20 protein-coding genes and 1 pseudogene are annotated in these 16839 nt (G+C 63.7%); 13 read left to right on the top strand and 8 right to left on the bottom strand.

What is annotated here, in order from left to right; translation table 11 throughout:
* Positions 1-100: 100 nt before the first annotated feature.
* The gene (gene thrS / locus HHL24_RS15925) at positions 101-1315 is read right to left on the bottom strand and encodes a threonine--tRNA ligase (protein ID WP_169486412.1); all 1215 of its coding nucleotides are present in this window, start codon (positions 1313-1315) and stop codon (positions 101-103) included.
* Between thrS and HHL24_RS15920 the strand changes: the two genes are divergently transcribed.
* Together HHL24_RS15920 and HHL24_RS15915 are read left to right on the top strand one after the other, a co-directional pair.
* Positions 1305-1478, top strand: a complete 174-nt coding sequence (locus HHL24_RS15920) for a hypothetical protein (protein WP_169486411.1) — start codon at positions 1305-1307, stop codon at positions 1476-1478. The two genes, thrS and HHL24_RS15920, sit on opposite strands and share 11 nt — an antisense overlap.
* A 189-nt stretch (positions 1479-1667) precedes the next feature.
* Positions 1668-2153, top strand: coding sequence for a GNAT family N-acetyltransferase (locus HHL24_RS15915; RefSeq protein ID WP_169486410.1), 486 nt, complete (start codon positions 1668-1670; stop codon positions 2151-2153).
* A gap of 134 nt (positions 2154-2287) precedes the next feature.
* Here the strand turns inward: HHL24_RS15915 and HHL24_RS15910 are convergent, their stop codons facing one another.
* Complete coding sequence (locus tag HHL24_RS15910) at positions 2288-2872, bottom strand: flavin reductase family protein (RefSeq protein ID WP_169486409.1); 585 nt, start codon at positions 2870-2872, stop codon at positions 2288-2290.
* Positions 2873-2944: 72 nt separating this feature from the next.
* Between HHL24_RS15910 and HHL24_RS15905 the strand changes: the two genes are divergently transcribed.
* Positions 2945-3793: an aspartate/glutamate racemase family protein gene (locus HHL24_RS15905; protein WP_230417482.1), complete on the top strand. Its 849-nt coding sequence runs from the start codon at positions 2945-2947 to the stop codon at positions 3791-3793.
* A 6-nt stretch (positions 3794-3799) separates the two neighbouring features.
* On the top strand, positions 3800-4606 hold the full coding sequence (locus HHL24_RS15900; protein WP_169486408.1) for an aminoglycoside phosphotransferase family protein: 807 nt from the start codon (positions 3800-3802) through the stop codon (positions 4604-4606).
* 182 nt (positions 4607-4788) lie between these two features.
* Here the strand turns inward: HHL24_RS15900 and HHL24_RS15895 are convergent, their stop codons facing one another.
* A complete protein-coding gene (locus HHL24_RS15895) occupies positions 4789-5121 on the bottom strand; it encodes a hypothetical protein (protein ID WP_169486407.1) in 333 nt (110 codons plus the stop codon).
* Positions 5122-5344: 223 nt separating this feature from the next.
* A complete protein-coding gene (gene pdxR, locus HHL24_RS15890) occupies positions 5345-6952 on the bottom strand; it encodes a MocR-like pyridoxine biosynthesis transcription factor PdxR (protein ID WP_169486406.1) in 1608 nt (535 codons plus the stop codon).
* Between the two features lie 106 nt (positions 6953-7058).
* Here pdxR and HHL24_RS15885 point away from each other — a divergent pair, with 106 nt between their 5' ends.
* On the top strand, positions 7059-7799 hold the full coding sequence (locus tag HHL24_RS15885) for a GNAT family N-acetyltransferase (RefSeq protein ID WP_169486405.1): 741 nt from the start codon (positions 7059-7061) through the stop codon (positions 7797-7799).
* Positions 7800-7919: 120 nt separating this feature from the next.
* On the opposite strand, the gene HHL24_RS15880 is transcribed toward HHL24_RS15885, so the two are convergent.
* A complete protein-coding gene (locus tag HHL24_RS15880; RefSeq protein WP_169486404.1) occupies positions 7920-8462 on the bottom strand; it encodes a GNAT family N-acetyltransferase in 543 nt (180 codons plus the stop codon).
* A gap of 193 nt (positions 8463-8655) precedes the next feature.
* Between HHL24_RS15880 and HHL24_RS15875 the strand changes: the two genes are divergently transcribed.
* From HHL24_RS15875 to HHL24_RS15840, 8 genes and pseudogenes are all read left to right on the top strand, one after another.
* Positions 8656-9393: a VC0807 family protein gene (locus tag HHL24_RS15875; protein WP_329606672.1), complete on the top strand. Its 738-nt coding sequence runs from the start codon at positions 8656-8658 to the stop codon at positions 9391-9393.
* Positions 9394-9466: 73 nt separating this feature from the next.
* Positions 9467-10411 carry an AEC family transporter gene (locus HHL24_RS15870; RefSeq protein WP_169486403.1) on the top strand — a complete coding sequence of 315 codons (945 nt, stop codon included), beginning with the start codon at positions 9467-9469 and terminating at the stop codon, positions 10409-10411.
* A gap of 108 nt (positions 10412-10519) precedes the next feature.
* Entirely contained in the window at positions 10520-11359 is an 840-nt protein-coding gene (locus HHL24_RS15865; RefSeq protein ID WP_169486402.1) for an AraC family transcriptional regulator, read from the top strand.
* Positions 11360-11526: 167 nt separating this feature from the next.
* Positions 11527-12492, top strand: coding sequence for a quinone oxidoreductase family protein (locus HHL24_RS15860; RefSeq protein WP_169486401.1), 966 nt, complete (start codon positions 11527-11529; stop codon positions 12490-12492).
* A gap of 55 nt (positions 12493-12547) precedes the next feature.
* Positions 12548-12724 carry a DUF1427 family protein gene (locus HHL24_RS15855; protein ID WP_169486400.1) on the top strand — a complete coding sequence of 59 codons (177 nt, stop codon included), beginning with the start codon at positions 12548-12550 and terminating at the stop codon, positions 12722-12724.
* Positions 12725-12916: 192 nt separating this feature from the next.
* On the top strand, positions 12917-13495 hold the full coding sequence (locus tag HHL24_RS15850) for a DUF4337 domain-containing protein (protein ID WP_169486399.1): 579 nt from the start codon (positions 12917-12919) through the stop codon (positions 13493-13495).
* A gap of 16 nt (positions 13496-13511) precedes the next feature.
* Positions 13512-13646, top strand: a pseudogene (locus tag HHL24_RS44045) (LysE family translocator); the annotation flags it as partial.
* Between the two features lie 189 nt (positions 13647-13835).
* Positions 13836-14525, top strand: coding sequence for a class I SAM-dependent methyltransferase (locus HHL24_RS15840; RefSeq protein ID WP_169486398.1), 690 nt, complete (start codon positions 13836-13838; stop codon positions 14523-14525).
* 39 nt (positions 14526-14564) lie between these two features.
* Here the strand turns inward: HHL24_RS15840 and HHL24_RS15835 are convergent, their stop codons facing one another.
* From HHL24_RS15835 to HHL24_RS15825, 3 genes are read right to left on the bottom strand one after another with little or no spacing between them, the layout of a single operon-like run.
* Complete coding sequence (locus HHL24_RS15835; RefSeq protein ID WP_169486397.1) at positions 14565-15842, bottom strand: RNA polymerase sigma factor; 1278 nt, start codon at positions 15840-15842, stop codon at positions 14565-14567.
* A 4-nt stretch (positions 15843-15846) separates the two neighbouring features.
* Complete coding sequence (locus HHL24_RS44040) at positions 15847-16254, bottom strand: VOC family protein (protein WP_169486396.1); 408 nt, start codon at positions 16252-16254, stop codon at positions 15847-15849.
* A gap of 17 nt (positions 16255-16271) precedes the next feature.
* Positions 16272-16685, bottom strand: coding sequence for a YciI family protein (locus tag HHL24_RS15825; RefSeq protein ID WP_169486395.1), 414 nt, complete (start codon positions 16683-16685; stop codon positions 16272-16274).
* Positions 16686-16839 lie beyond the last annotated feature (154 nt).

The following is a 16839-nucleotide window of genomic DNA, read 5'->3' as shown; positions in this document are numbered from 1 at the left end:
TCTACAAGCTGACGTTTAGCTCGCCCGGCGGATCTCGCGATCAAGTACGGGCGAACGCACTCGAACGCAACGGCCGAAGCGGTACGGCGTCCTCGCAGCACTAAAATCCGGATCGCAATGGAGGCGGCAGCGCAGCCAGCCGCAGATGCTCGACACCCTCCGCGAGCGCAAGCGTCGACTGACTTCCATCGCGCATGCGAATGCTAATCGTCCGGTCGCGCTCATCGCGCGAACCCACCGCAGCGAAAATCGGCACCTGCTTTTCGCGTGCGTCGACGATCTTCTTTTCCAGCCGCTCCGGTCGGCCGTCGAGCAGCGCTCTTATGCCAGCGTCGTCAAGCGCCTGCATCACTTCTTGCGCGTAGGCCGTATTCGCGTCGCTGATCGTCGCGACCACGACCTGCTCGGGCGCGAGCCACACCGGCAGCCATCCTTCGTGGTGTTCGAGCAGCATCGCGATGAAACGCTCCATGCTGCCGAGCACGGCGTGATGAATCATCACCGGCCGCTCGCGTTCGTTGCGCTCGTTGACGTACTCTGCGTCGAGCCGCTCGGGCAGCACGAAATCGAGCTGAATCGTGCCGCATTGCCAGCTGCGTTCACGGCTGTCCGTCAGATGGAACTCCAATTTCGGCCCATAAAAAGCGCCCTCTCCTTCGAGTACGTCGAATTCGAGGGCCGCCGCACGCGCTGCATTGGCCAGCGCCTCTTCCGCGCGATCCCACGTTTGATCGTTGCCCGCGCGCATCGCGGGTCGCGTGGCTAGCGCTACTTTGAAATCGGGGAAACCGAGGTCAGCATAGACAGCCCGCAAAAGCGAACAGAAGCGGCCGACTTCGGCTTCGATATGCGCCTCCGTGCAGAACACATGCGCATCGTCCTGCACGAATGCACGCGTCCGCTTGAGCCCTTCAAGCGACCCCGAAGGTTCGTCACGATGACACGCGCCGAACTCGCTATAACGAACCGGTAACTCGCGATACGACCGCACGCGCTGGCTGAACACCTGCACGTGACACGGACAACTCATCGGCTTTAAACACAGTGCGCGTCCTTCTTCCGCGTCGGCTAGTGAATACATTGCCGCACCGAACTTCTCCCAATGGCCGCTTTTCTCCCACAACGAGCGCGCCAGCAATTGCGGCGTGCGGATCTCGCGAAAGCCTGCGCGCCGCATGCGGGCGCGAATGTAGTCTTCCAGCGCGCGATACAGTTCCCAGCCGCGTGGGTGCCAGAAAACCATGCCGGCGCCTTCTTCCTGTTGATGGAAGAGGTCGAGTTTGTTGCCCAGTACACGATGGTCGATGTCGTTCATCGATGACACTCCGTTTGGTTTGATGTTGCAGATACGGCAGATCGATGCCGCAAACGGAGGTCCAGAAACGCCAAAGGCCCCGTCCGTTTCCGGCGGGGCCTTTGGTGGTTTGCCACAGCTTCCTGCTTCTAGCGTGCGCAACCTCCAGACGACCCGCCTGTGAAGGTGGTCGTCGTGGTGGTGACGGCAGCGAAGGGAATCGAGTGGAAGTCCATGGATCGACAGTAAACGATTTTGCGGGGACGCGTCAATCGCAATCTCGAAAGACGATACGATGGATGTTTGATCCGAAGCTGACGCATCTTCGTTAAACTTCGATCCATCATCCAACTGACCGACCGAGCACCTCACCTTGACCATCCACATCCGCCCCGCCCACGCATCCGACGCCGCGTTGATTCTCCGCTTCATCACCGAACTCGCGGTGTATGAGAAAGCGGAACACGAAGTTGTCGCGAGTGTTGAAGATATCGAAACGAGCCTGTTCTCCGCCACGTCCACGGCGAAGGCTTTGATCTGCGAAATGAACGGTGAGCCGATCGGCTTCTGCGTTTACTTTTTCTCTTATTCGACGTGGCTCGGTAAACAGGGGCTTTATCTGGAAGACCTGTACATATCGCCGAAATCGCGTGGCAGTGGCGCGGGCAAACAGATGCTTCGCCACCTCGCACAAATTGCATGCGAAACAGGCTGTGGGCGCTTCGAATGGAGCGTGCTCGACTGGAACGAGCCGGCAATCGGTTTCTATGAATCGATCGGCGCGAGCGCGCAAAGCGAATGGGTTCGCTACCGGCTGGCAGGCGATGCACTCACGGCATTTGCCGATGGCAATAAGTAAGACACGCTTGTCCCCGGACAGAAACATAGCCAGGTAATCAGTGATGCGCGCCTTGTTTATCTGCAGCAAGAACCGGTTGCGCAGCCCTCAGCGGCAGAAATAGCGCGCGGCGTGCGCGCGCCGCCGCTGACCGATCAACCCGCTGTCCCGCTCGCCACCGGCTCGACTTCAAACGCGTCGCCCGTGGCGAAGAACGTCCCGCCCGCCACGTAATGGCACGTGCGCAGATCGGGATCATCGCCGAAATGCCAGCGGTTGTTCGAATACACGCGGCTGTCCGCGTAGGCGGCGACCACTTCGCCAATGATCAGATCGTGCCGCTGGCTATCGTCCGGAATCACCTTGCATTCCATCCACGTGATGCAGCCCGCCAGCATCGGCACATCGATTTCTTGTGCGGGGAAGGTTTCGAGGTCGAAGGCGGAGAACTTGTCGAGTTCGGCGCCCGCGCTCGAGCCCACTGCCAGTGTCTGCGCGGCAAATCCGCGGCTCGGCAGTTGCAGCCCGAACACGCCGCTCGCTTCGATCAGTTGCCGCGTGAGCGTGCGGCTGTCCACCACCACCACGACCTTCGGCGGGGTGAAATCGAGCGGCATCGCCCACGATGCGGCCATCACGTTCGAGCGGCCGCCGTGCGCGCTGGTAATGATCGTGACGGGTCCGTGATTCAGCAACTGCGTGGCCCGCGACAATGCGACGGGTTCCCGGGTGACTTTCATACGTGCTCTTCCGCGTCAAATGGATCTGGCAGATTGTAGCGGGGACGCGCAAAACGCGTGAGGCGGCCCGTCATGAACGACGCGTCGACGTGCCGCAATGCGCTCGCTCCGAGCCTCGCGAAGCTGAATTGCCGGTGGCCCTGCGCCTCGCGCCATCACTCGATCGTCCATGGTTTTTCACACGGCCGACGCAACACGACAGACGTGCCCCATCTCCAGACGATCCAGGCGAGAATGCAAAACGATCAACCCGTTGGAGAAACCGTGCGCATCGTCTGCTTGCATACCGCTGACAGCAATATCGCCCTGTTCGATGCGGCCGCCCGCGCCGCCGGATTCGAAGCACTCGAGTTGACGCACGTGGTCCGCGCCGACCTGCTCGCCGCCGCTGAACAGGCCGGCGGCTTGACCGACGCGATCGCGGCGCAAACCCGCGAGGTGCTCCTCACGCTGAAGGACAACGCACACGCCGTTTTGCTCAACTGTTCGACGCTCGGCCCGTCAGTGAACGACGCCCTAACCGCGCAAGCCGCGCCGGTACCCGTTTTGCGGGCCGATGCCGCGTTGGCTAAGCGCGCGGTGGAAAATGGCGGCAAGGTTATCGTGCTATGCACCGTATCCACCACACTCGGCCCGACCACCAGCGTGTTCGCGCAAGCCGCCACGCGTACCGCCGCGGATGTCGAGGTTCAGTTGGTGAGTGGCGCGTGGGAGCGTTTCAGAGCAGGCGACACGGCGGGCTATCTGTCGGCGATCGCCGCCGCTGCGGAGGCGGCCTACGAAAACGGTGCGGACGTTGTCGCGTTTGCGCAGACATCGATGGCCGGCGCGGCCTTGTTGGTCACGGGTGAAGCGAAACCGCTGACCACACCGGCCATCGCCCTCGCTGCGGCGGTCCAAGCAGCCGCGCTCGCAGCCTGAAGCGCGATGTTCGCCGATTACATCGTCAAATGGGACTTGCTGCCGGACGGTGAGCCGATTCGCACGCATAGCAGCCGCCTGCTGCCGGTGCGCCAGCATGGCGTCGCCGCGATGCTGAAAGTTGCGCAGGAACCCGAAGAGAAATTTGGTGCGCAGTTGATGGTGTGGTGGGCCGGCGACGGCGCGGCCCGCGTGCTCGCGCATGATGCCGACGCCCTGCTGCTGGAGCGCGCCCAAAGCAATCACGCGTTAGCGGACCAAGTCCGCATGGGCGACGACGAAGCGGACAACCACGCCATCGACATCCTCTGCGCCGCCGCGGCGCGACTCCACGCACCGCGAAACAAACCGCTGCCCGAGCTGATCGGCTTGCCGCGCTGGTTCCAGAGTCTCTGGCCCGCGGCGGAACAATGTGGCGGCTGGCTTGCCGAGAGTGCCGTCGCAGCACGAGTACTGCTCGCCGCGCCGCAAGACCCGGTCGTGCTGCATGGCGATATTCATCATGGCAACGTGCTCGATTTCGGCGCGCGTGGCTGGCTGGCGATCGACCCGAAAGGCCTGTATGGCGAACGCGGTTTCGATTATGCGAACATCTTTTGCAATCCGGATCAGGCATCCGCGCTGGTGCCAGGACGGTTTGGGCGTCGCGTCGAACGCGTGGCGCAAATCGCCGGACTCGACAGACGCCGTTTGCTGCAGTGGATTCTCGCGTGGTCGGGTTTGTCCGCGGCGTGGATTCTGGAAACGGGCGAGGCGCCGGACATCGATACAGACATCGGCCGAATGGCGTCCGAAGCACTGAAGCGGAAGTGACCGCAGGGAATGGCTACTGGGAACCGAAGAGGATACGGTCGTGGCCGGACGCAACCGTTAAACCGCAGTCGACTACAGCCGATTTTTCAAGCCTTCGCGGCTCGCGTCTCGATCCCGGTCGGTGATGAATACAGAGGCCATCAGGCGGCGGCCGGTAAGCCGCCGCCCAGGCATTCCGTCAATCAATGCGGGGCTTTGCCGTTGGGCACGGCATCCAGCGGCTTGTGCTGTTCTTCACCGAGTCCTGGGAAAAACGCGTTCCAAGCGGCGCGAACGCCCTGAGCCGCGGTGGCTTCGGCGCCGATCGATTCTGCCTCGCCGTCGGCAGCTTTCGAAGGGTCGGAAGAAAGGCCGCGCCAGTGCGTGAACACCAGCAACGGTTTCTCGCTCCATATCCCGTCGCCATATTTCGCAAATGCCGTGTCGCCGCTCGTCAGCTGCACCTCGTACCAGCCTTCACGGACGGGTGTGTGGGCGGCAAGCTCAAACCAAGCGGTCGGTTCGATTTCCTTCATGTCGTCTCCGGTCAGATAGTCGTCATTAGATAACCACAACAAAGGCATTCTTCATGCCCGAGCCCCATAGCGGCCCGGCAGGCGAGCGCCGCATGCCAGACGATATTGCACGCGGTGCGCCAGGCATGACCTGCGGGCGATTCGTCGACGTCGCGCACTTCGAAATCGCCGCGCATAAACGACACGATAACGCGACATGGGCTGCGCGGACAAACGTAAAAACTTACACGGCGCGCCGGGATGTCGACCCGCTTGTGGCTTCGGTCTTTGCCCCGCTTGCGGGCCCGCTCGTTACCGCTCTCGTTGACCCGCTTATCGGCTCGCTGGTCGGCCCGCTTGTCGACTCGCTGCCCGGGCCGCTGCCCGACTTGCGCACCAGCTCGGCCAGTACGCGGACAGCCAGCGCCAATTGCCCGGCTGGCGTGCTGCCATAGCCGATCACCAACCCGTTCGTTTCCTCGCGTTGCTGCAACGCAAAACCCGATAGCGCACGCGGATTGAGCCGCTCGGCGAGCGCGCGTTCGGCGAGGGTCCGGTCGGAAATGGACGGCGGCAAGCGAAGCGTCAGATGCATGCCGCAATTGCCGCCCAGAATCTGCGACGGCGCGAAATGCGCGGTGAGCGCATCGCGCAGCGCCTGCTGGCGCTCCCGATACAACCGCCGCATGCGGCCCAGATGCCGCCCGAATTCGCCGCTGTCGATGAAATGCGCCAGCGCCAGTTGCTCCAGACGATGTCCGCCGCGCAGCATCTCCTGCAACGCCACAGCCGTGTGCGCGGCGATCGCGCGCGGCAGCACCACAAAACCGATGCGCAGCGCCGGAAACATCGTCTTGCTGAACGAGCCGACGTACAAAACCGGCGCGTCCTCGACCAGCCCTTGCATGCTGGCAATCGGCTCGCCGGTATGGCGGAATTCGCCGTCGTAGTCGTCTTCGATCAGCCAGGCGCCGCAGCGGCGCGCCTGCGCGATCAGCTCCAGCCGGCGCGCCACCGACAACACCGCACCGGTCGGATACTGATGCGCGGGCGACGTGTAGATCAGCTTGGGAGGATGCGTGCGCCACGCGTCGGGCGGCACCGCGATGCCTTCGGGATCGACCGGCATCGGCAGCATGGTCAGATCGCCGAGATTGAAAGCGGCCTTGGCGCCGCGATAACCCGGATCTTCCACCCACGCGGTGTCGCCCGGATTGGTGAACAGCCGCACGCACAGGTTCAGCGCTTCCTGCGCGCCTTCGGTGATGACCACTTGCGAACCCTCGCAGCGCACGCCGCGCGCCATCCGCAAATGCGCGGCGATCGCGTCGCGCAGCGCCGGTTCGCCCGCCGGGTTGCCGTAGCCGAGCGCGAGCGGCAACGCGCGTTCCATCGAACGTTCGAGCGCGCGCCGCCAGGCGGCCAGTGGAAAGCGATCCAGCGCGGGCGTGCCCGGTGTCAGCGGCAGAGTGTTGTCGGCGTGGGTACGCGTCGCCGCGAATTGCTCGACGCGCGCCGCGTAGGCGACCTCCGGCGCGGCCGACAGAGTCTGCGGTTCACCGCGTGCAGAAGGACTGGAGAGTGGACTCACACGCGTGCCCTTTTTGTCGGCCACTACATAGCCGACCGCGGCAAGATGTTCGTACGCGATCACCACGGTATTGCGCGACACCCCCATCTCCGCCGCCAGCAAGCGCGACGACGGCAGCAACGACCCTGCCGGCAAACGCCCCGCGAGGATGGCCTGCTGCAAACGCTCGATCAGCTGTTTTTGCAGCGATGCCGCCTTTTCGCCGCTACCGGCGGTGGTCCCGGTGGCCGGGTTGGCGAGCGGGCCAATGATCTCGATCATCTCGGCTGGACCTATCAAATGCTGTTCTGCTGGATCTTTTTAACATACCACGTTTGCCGTATCGTTCTCCATAAGCAACGATCACCCGCTATCTACAGGAGCAGACATGGAACCCAGGCGTAACGTTTTCGAGCAGCCGATCGGCGCGCCCGTGCCGGACTGGAAAGGCGCCCAGGCGCCCGGCCGCGCGCCGCTGGTGGGCAGCTATTGCCGGATCGAGCCGGTGGACGTCGAACGCCACGCGGCGGACCTGTACGAGGCCTACAGCTCGGCGCCCGATGGCCGCGACTGGACCTATCTGAATGTCGGTCCGTTCGAGAGCCTTGCCGCGTATCGTGAGCATCTGACGCGCATGGCCGCATCCCCTGATCCGCTGCACTACGCGGTGATCGATCTGGCGACCGGCCTGGCAGTCGGCACGCTCGCGCTGATGCGCATCGACCGCGCGAACGGCGTGATCGAAGTCGGGCACGTCACCTATTCGCCGCGTCTGAAGCGCACGCGCATTGCCACCGAAGCGATGTCCCTGCTGATGACCCATGTGTTCGACGACCTCGGCTATCGCCGCTTCGAATGGAAGTGCGATTCGCTGAATGGACCGTCGCGCGCGGCGGCGTTGCGTTATGGCTTTACGTTCGAAGGGATCTTCCGGCAGGCGATCGTGTATCGCGAACGCAATCGCGATACCGCGTGGTTTTCGATCATCGACAGCGAATGGCCCGCGCTGCGTCCGAGCTATGCACGCTGGCTCGATGCCGGCAACTTTGATGCACAGGGCAAACAGGTTGAACGGCTGGTGGACCTGATCGCGCGACAGCGGACGGCGGCGAGCGAAGGCGGTCAATAAGGCAGCTGATTCGCGGGCCGGTTGCGGTTGCATACCGGCCAGGTGGCCGGCGTGCGCCGGCTTGTCGATTCCGAAGCTTCAGAGACTGACGAAACTTCAGGCGAGGTGCCGCGCGACAACTCAGGCAACGCCTGCGCCTGCCGGTCGCCGCAGCACGATGGTCGGCTTGCCTTTGTACGACGTGCGAAGATGCTCACGGTAACCGCACTTGTGTGCGACGCGCAGTGACGGCTGGTTCTCCGGCGCGATGATGCAGGCAGTGTCGTCGTCAGGCCAATACGCATCGGCCCACGTGAGTGCGGCGCGCACGGCTTCAGTCGCGTAGCCGCGGTTGTGAACGGCGGGGTCGAGTGCCCAGCCGATTTCAGGTGTGTTCATCAAAGAAGGCTCGATCTCGCGGTGGTAGTCGGCAAAGCCGACTTCACCCAGGAACCGGCCGCTGTCCTTTTCCCGCACCACCCAGTAGCCGTATCCCAGCATCGCCCAATGCCCGGCGTAGCGCAGCAGGCGCGCCCACACTTCTTCACGCGTGAACGGCTTGCCGCCGATATAGCGAATCACTTCGGGATCGGACCACATCGCATAGCTCTCGAGGAAATCGTCGCGCGTGTGCGGACGCATGATCAGACGGTCGGTGGTGAGGAGCGTGGGGCGGGTGGACATAGGCGGGCTGGTGGTTGGCGTGGACGCTTTGGGATAAGGAGCGTTGAAGAGTGCCTGGGATGATCGCAGATTTTTTGCGCGCCAGGTTCACTGCCAAAATCCAGGCGGCGCTCGCGCCGCACTGCGAACGTTGGCATGCGAAGGGGCTTCGCCCTACACTCCCTGGATACGCACGCGCAGCCACGTCGGCGCGATGCGCACGGCGAAAACCGGCGTGCGCGACTCGCGCTTCATTGCCACGATTATCGCCGCTCCGTCCATGAAAGCCCGCTTGCGTTACCTCTCCGCATTGCTCGTGAACGTCGCCTTTCCCTGGCTCGCCTACCGGTTCGCGTTCCCGCACTACGGCCATCTTGGCGCGCTGGTTGCCTCGGCGCTTCCCTTGATCGCGTGGATGAGCTGGGACCTGTTACGCCACCGCCATTTCGATGCGCTCAGCGCAATCGTGCTGGTCGGTATCATGCTCTCGCTGATCGCGATGGCAGCGGGCGGCGATTCGCACATGCGGGCGCTAGAAGATCCAATGGTCTCGGGGATGATCGGCGTGTCGTTCCTCGTCTCGCTGGCCTTTCCGCGGCCGCTGGTGTTTTACCTCGGCCGTTCGACGAGGGCGCGCGAAGATCACCGCAGCGTCGAAAGCTACGAAAAACATTGGCGCGAACGCCCCGTGCTCGCCGCCTATATCCGGTTGATGACGCTCGTATGGGGCCTGGGCATGACCGGCGAGAACCTCTTGCGCACCCTGATCATCTGGCGGTGGCCGAACGATCCGCACTCGGCGCTGGCCTCCGAGGTGCTGCGTTACGGCGTCTATGCCGGTTTAACGGTCTGGACGTTCTGGTGCCGACGGCGCCTCAAGCAGGACGCCATGCGCTATCCACCCGATCCGGCAGACCCTCCGAATGCTACGGACCGTCTGGCGAACTCATGAAGCAGCCCCTCACGCCAGCTCGAGAAACCGCACCAGCCACGCATCCCGCTCTCCGCCCACGCCCTTTGCACCGATGTTAGCTACTCTCGAGATTCTGCTTCCCGTGTTCGGCCTGATTTTCGCGGGCTTTGCTTGTCGCCGGCGCGGCGTGCTTGGACCGAACTCCGCGTCCGAGCTGAATCGCTTCGTGGTCTGGCTGGCGCTGCCGGCGCTGCTGTTCGACACGATGGCGCATGCCACGTGGCAGCAGCTCTATCAGCCGGCCTTCGTCGCGGCGTTTTCGATCGGGTGCATCAGCGTGTTTCTGCTGATTCTCGCCATGCGCATGCTGAGTGGCCGGCAGCTGGCCGACGCGAGCGTCGACGCGACTGCGGCGTCGTATCCGAACACCGGCTATATCGGCTTTCCGCTTGGCATGATCGCGTTCGGCTCAGCCAGCCTGACGCCAACCACGATCGCCACGATCCTCGTCGCGTGTGTGCTTTTTGCGGTTGCAATCGTGCTGATCGAAGTCGGCTTGCAGACCGAACGCACGCCGCACAAGCTGGGTCTGAAAGTGCTGGGCTCGCTGGCGCGCAATCCGTTGATCGTGTCGCCGATTGCGGGCGTACTGTTCGCAAGCACCCACGTCGCGTTGCCGCAAAGCGCGGAGACATTTCTGAAGCTGCTGAGCGGTGCCGCCAGTCCATGCGCGTTGGTGAGTCTTGGCTTGTTCCTCGCGGAAAAGCGCCCGTCCGAGGCGGGCTCGCGCGGCATCTCGCTGCTGCTGACTGGCGTCAAGCTGCTGGCGCAGCCGGCGCTGACCTGGTGGCTCGCGGCGCGCGTGTTCGGGCTCTCATCCACGCTGGTCGAGATGGCTGTCGTGCTGGCCGCGTTGCCCACCGGTACCGGCCCATTCATGCTGGCCGAGTTCTACCGCCGCGAGGCGCACATCACCTCGCGCACGATTTTGCTGTCGACGGTCGGGTCGGTCGTGACCCTGTCGTTATTGCTGCTGGTGATGGGGCATCGCACGTAAGCGGAACGGGAGAATATCCGCCGCCCCACGCCTCGCGCTATGCTTCGCACACGGACCAGCAGGGTCCGCAATCTCCGTGCGCGACCGCGAACAGCGAACCGAACTTCCGTGCCCAAAGCCCGCCCACCCGAACTTCACGACGATGCCGACGCCCGCTCCCTCGCGCGGCGCTATCCGCGTGGGCTGCGCATCGAGCCTCATTCGCATACGTGGGCGCAGGTTCTGTATGCGGTATCGGGCGTGATGTGGGTGGAAGTCGGCCGCGAGGCGCTGGTGGTGCCGCCGCAGCGCGCGGTCTGGCTGCCGGCCGGCACCGTGCACTCCATCCACATGATGAGCGACGTGGAGATGCGCAATCTCTATCTGCACGAGCGCAACGTCGGCCATCTGAGCCGGCGCAGCGACGTGTTCGAGATCAACGGCCTGCTGCGCGAACTCATCACATCGATTGCGGATCACGAACGCACCCACGCTCGCGACGAAACCTATCTCGAAGCCGCGTATCGTCTCGCTATGCTGGAGTTGGGGCACGCGCCCCGCTCGTCGCTGCGCATCGCGCTGCCCGATGCTTCGGACCGGCGGCTCGATGCGTTGTGCCGCGCGGTGATCGACAACCCATCGATTGCGATCAGCTTCGAACAGCATGCGGCCTCGGTCGGCGCGAGCGTGCGGACGCTGGCACGCCTGTTCACGCGTGAGTTGGGAGTGGGGTTTGCCGAATGGCGGCGTCAGGTGCAACTGGCAGTGGCCGTGTCAGGCCTGGCCGAGGGCCGCTCGGTCAGCAGCATCGCGCGTTCGCTGGGCTTCCAGCCGAGCAGCTTCAGCGACATGTTCCGGCGCGAGTTGGGCGCGCCGCCAACCGGCTTCGATCCGAGCGGCACGCTCAGCGAGGCGACCTCCGAAGCTTCGCCGGAGCAGGCACGAGACAAGCTGTCCGCGGACAGGTGAGCCATTCGCGCTGACGGGTAAACGGCCCCCAACACGGCCCTGAGCTGATCCACGGCACGTTTTGTCCGATATTCGAAAGTCTTTGTCTCAACACCGCCGCGCCGGTCACTTAGACTACGCTCATCTGCTGCACGACGCAGCGCAAGACCCGACAGGAGTGACACGCAATGAAGGCGATTCAGTTCAAGACTTTTGGCAACCCCGAGGTGCTCGAATACGCCGATCTGCCGACGCCCCAAGCCGACGCGGACAGCGCCGTCGTCCAGATCAAGGCGGCCTCGGTGAATCCGAGCGACGTCAAGAACGTGTCCGGCCATTTCGAACACACCGTCCTGCCGCGCACGCCCGGCCGCGACTTCAGCGGTGTCGTGGTGGACGGCCCGCAGGCATGGCTCGGCGCTGAAGTCTGGGGCACCGGCGGCGACATCGGCTTCACGCGCGACGGCACGCACGCCGAATTCATCAAGATTCCGCTCGCCGGTCTGTCGCGCAAGCCCACCACGCTCAGCCACGCAGAGGCCTCGGCGATCGGCGTGAACTTCGTGGTCGCGTGGCTCGGCACGGTCGAGTACGCACACCTGCAAACGGGCGAGACGATCGTCGTAATCGGTGCGGGTGGCGGCGTCGGCGGCGCGGTGGTGCAGATTGCAAAAGCGCGGGGCGCTCGCGTGATCGGGGTCGACCGCCAGCCGCTTTCCACCGATACACCCGCGGGCCGACTGATCGACGACTACGTTCCGTTCGACGAAAACGTCACCGAGCGCGTAAAGGCCCTGACAGGCGGCGTCGGCGCGGACGTGGTGTACGACACCGTCGGCGGCGTGGCGTTCGGGATCGCACTGAGCCTCGTCAAACGCCGCGGCCGGGTGCTGGAAATCAGCGCGACGGGAAAACGCCGCGTGGAATTCGACCTGATCGACTTCTATCACAACGAAACGCAACTGCTCGGCGTGGACAGCGCCAAGCTGGGCGTCGCCGAATCTGCGCCGATGATGACGGCGCTGGTGGAAGGCTTCGAAAGCGGCAAGCTGCAAGGGCCGGCCATCGCGCATGAATTCCCGCTCGAACGTGCGCGCGAAGCCTATGCGGCGGTGGCTGCCGGCACGCGCGGCCGGGTGGTCATCACGATGTAATTGCCGAAGCGACCGGCGGGCGTGGCAGCCCGCATTTCAGATGGGTATATCAAACATGAAAGCGTATTTGATCTCGCTCGCGGCCGGCGTTGTAGTCGGTTTGCTCTACAGCGTGATGCAGGTGAAATCGCCTGCGCCGCCGACGGTCGCGCTAGTCGGGCTGCTCGGCATGCTTGCCGGCGAGCACGTGATCCCGTTAGTGCGAACGTGGCTGGCGATCGGCATTCATTGACGCCTCTCATTGGCGTCTCATTGGCGTCTCATTGGCGTCTCTTCGCGCCGATACCTTTTCCATCACCGGGCGCCTCACGCTAAGATTGAGGCCGCCGGGCCGGCGCGCAGCGCTTGCAGTGTCGCCCGCGCATGTGCCGCCGCCATGCGCCCCGCCCGGCGATCACAAGAAAAGCTTCGCTCGGAGAATCGGATGTCTGAAGAATATGAAGTGCATGGTCCGCACGACCATGCGGTTGAACACGCCGGCCACCACGACGAGGACCCCTTTGCGAGCCGGATGGCCGTGATGACGGCGATCCTCGCGACGATCGGCGCACTGTGCGCATACCAGAGCGGCAACAGCGAAAATCTGGCGCTGTACTACAAGAACGAAGCCGCCATCAAAAAGACCGAAGCGTCGAATCAATGGAACTACTACCAGGCCAAAGGCGAGAAAGAGAATCTCGCTGAACTCGGCGCGGCGCTGTCGCTCGGCAATGCCGATGCTCACGCGAAGTTCGTCGCCGACGTCGACAAGTACAAGCAGCAGAAAGAGCCGATCCGCGTGAAGGCTGAAGCGATCGAAAAAGAAGTCGTGGACAACGACGCTAAAAGTGAAGCGCTGCTGCACGGCCATCATCGCTGGGCGCAGGCCACCACCTTGATTCAGGTGGCGATCGCCCTGTGCGCGATCACGTTGCTGACCCGCAAGAAGTGGCTGCGCAATCTGTCGTTCGGTATTGCGGCAGGGGGTGTGATCACTGCCGCCATGGCGTTCTTTTCAGCTTGATTGCGAGAACGGCGCGGCGAGCAGCGGGTATGGCTTCGTCGCGCTCACGTTGTCGCGTGCGCGGATTGCGTCGGCGTACCGGCGCTACAAGGCGTGCATCGATCGCGTGTGCGGCGGCCTGATCATCGCGTTAGGCGTGCGCCAGTTGATACTGGTAGATCTCTCTCGTGCGCCTCACGTAAGTCCTAAAACCCTCCGCGCGCCGCCTTGTTATAAGTCAAAGACGCGCGGATTGGATGCTCAGTAGTCCAACTTTCATGACATAAATTAAGGGCGCCGCGATCTTGCATCGCGTGTCCGCGCTGCCGTATTGAGCGCAACCTGTCATGGAGGACTTACCGTGAACGCATCTCCCAACGCTGCAAGCGACTTGGTCGCGAACCTCGACGAAAGTATTCTGCTTCCGCAACTCGGCTGCCCGACTGGCGAGATCGGCCTGGCAGTCGGCGACATGCTGGAGCGTTCAAATCTCGCCGTCATCGACGCGGCCTTTGATCTACTCGACCTGCGCGCGAATGAGCGGATTCTCGAGATCGGCCTGGGCAACGGTGGTCATATCGCGTCTGTACTGGATCAAGCCGCGGGACTCCTCTTCACCGGCATCGATCTATCGCCGACCATGATCGCCGAGGCCCGCCGTCGCAACGCAAGCTTCGTCCGCGATGGCCAGGTCTGGCTCGAAACCGCCGACGTCATGTCTTTGCCATTTCCGTCAGGTTCCTTCGACAAAGCCATTACGATCAACACGACGTATTTTTGGCCTGATCTGATCGGGGGTTTGAAGGAAACACATCGCGTGCTGCGCGCGGGTGGTGTGTTGGTCATCGCGGCCATCACGCCTGAGGCTGCCGCGGAAATGCCGTTCGCCAAATACGGTTTCGCCGTCGACAATGCGGCCGCTCTGGAAGCCGCCTGCCTGGCCGCGGGTTTCGACCGGATAGGCATCACACGTTACGTCGAGCCGCTGCTCGATCCACCGCAAGAATTTGGCCCACGCGAGTTCTATCTGTTGTGGGCCTGCGCCGACTGATGCGGCGCTAAACGGCTCAGACTCGATGCGCAGCACCACTCAATGCGCGATGCCACGCGCGGCACGCTCGAGCAACAGCTCGCGCTCGCGCGCATTACGCGTCATCGCGGCGGCGCGTTCGAATTCGGCGCGCGCCTCTTCCACGCGACCGAGTTTCTCCAACAGATCGCCGCGCACGCTCGGCAACCAGTGGTAGTTCGCGAGCGCTGCATCGGCTGCGAGCGCATCGACGATTTCCAAACCCGCAGCCGGTCCGAACGCCATGCCGACTGCTACCGCCCGGTTCAACTCGACCACGGGCGAAGGCGCCACCTGCGCCAGCGCGTCGTACAACGCGACGATCTGCGCCCAGTCGGTCTCTTCGGCGCGGCGGGCGCGCGCATGACACGCGGCCAGCGCGGCCTGCAACGCATACGGGCCGCTCGCGCCGCCCAACGCGTGCGAGGTGGCGAGCGCGGCCAACCCGCGACGGATCAGCAGCGGGTCCCAGCGGCTGCGGTCCTGATCGAGCAGCAGCACCGGCCTGCCCTCGGCATCGGTACGCGCGTGTGTGCGTGACGCCTGGATTTCCATCAACGCGACGAGACCATGCACTTCGCTTTCGTCCGGCACAAGCCCGCTGAGCACACGCCCCAGGCGCAGCGCTTCCTCGCACAACGCCGGGCGCATCCAGTCGTCGCCGGCGGTGGCCGAATAACCTTCGTTGAAAATCAGATAGATCACCTGCAGTACTGAGGCGAGCCGCGGTGCACGCGCATCCGCTTGCGGCACGTCGAACGGCACCTTGGCCGCCGACAGCGTGCGCTTGGCCCGCACGATGCGCTGCGCGATGGTCGGCTCGGGCACGAGGAACGCGCGTGCGATTTCGTCCGTGGTGAGGCCGCCGAGCAGGCGCAGCGTCAGCGCGACGCGTGCGTCGGTAGACAACACCGGGTGGCACGCCGTGAACACCAGCCGCAGCAGGTCGTCGCCGATATCGTCGGCGCGTGCGGCATCGAGGGTATCGACGAAATCCGGCACGAGGTGCGCCTCCAATGCGTCGAGATCGTGGCCCAACTCCTCACGCTTGCGGGCGTGCAGCGCTTCCTGGCGCAAGCGGTCGAGGGCGCGGTTCTTCGCGGTCGCCATCAGCCACGCTCCCGGATTGTCGGGCACGCCCGCCTCAGGCCAATGCTCGAGCGCCGCCACCAGCGCGTCCTGCGCCAGCTCTTCAGCAAGTCCCACGTCGCGTACGATCCGCGCGACGTGGGCGATGACCTTGGCGGATTCGATCCGCCAGACTGCCTCGATGGCACGATGGGTGGCCGGTGTTGTCACGGGATCAGCCCGTTGCCCTGGCGTTCGGGTCCATGTAGATCAGCTCCCAGATGTGTCCGTCGATATCTTCGAAGCCGTGCCCGTACATGAAGCCGTAGTCCTGCGGCGCGCGCGGCACCGCGCCGCCGGCGGCGAGCGCCTTCGCGACCAGCGCATCCACCTCGCCCCGGCTCTCGCATGACAGGCCCAACAACGCTTCAGTGCTTTCCTTCGGATTGCAAAGCGACTTGCGCGTAAAGGACTTGAACAGGTCCTTGACCAGCAGCATCGCGTAGAGGTTCTCGCCGAGGATCAGACACGCGGCCTGCTCGTTGGTGAACTGCGCCTCGAAGCTGAAACCGATCGCGCTGAAGAAAGCCTTCGACCGTTCGAGGTCGTCGACAGCGAGATTGACGTAGATCTGCTTATGCATGATGGAATCCGTCGGAATCAATGTTTGGCCGCGTCCAGTTTTCGGAAGCGCTCCACTTCTGGGCTCGGCTCGAAGTCCTCGAGTTCATACAGTTGCCGCACTTCGATTTCGCCTTCAGCCTGCTCGCCGAACGGCGCCGGAAACCGCCGCGCCCATTCCATGGCTTCTTCGCGGGAGCGAACCTGAATCAGCGTGTAGCCGGCGATCAGTTCCTTGGTTTCCGCGAACGGACCGTCGATGACCGTGCGCTTGCCCGCGCTGTAGTGGATGCGCCAGCCTTTCGAACTTGGTTGCAGGCCGGTTGCGTCGAGCAGCACACCGGCCTTGGCCAGTTCTTCATGGTATGTGCCCATGACGGCCATCAGGGCATCGTCCGGTGGGGCGCCAGCTTCGCTGACGGCCGTGGCCTTTACTATGATCATGAATCGCATCGCAGTCGCTCCTTGGGTGGCGAGTGGTAAGTGGAGAGCCGCTATCTGTTTGCTGGCTCCTTACTCACACGACGAGCGATGCGCGACCGGATCGACATAGTTGTCGCCGGCCCAGGGAAAACACCAGGAAAATAGCCGCGAATGGCCGAACCCG

This window comes from Paraburkholderia polaris (assembly GCF_012927345.1).
GTDB lineage: Bacteria > Pseudomonadota > Gammaproteobacteria > Burkholderiales > Burkholderiaceae > Paraburkholderia > Paraburkholderia polaris.
This window is presented reverse-complemented; position numbering and strand designations above follow the sequence as displayed.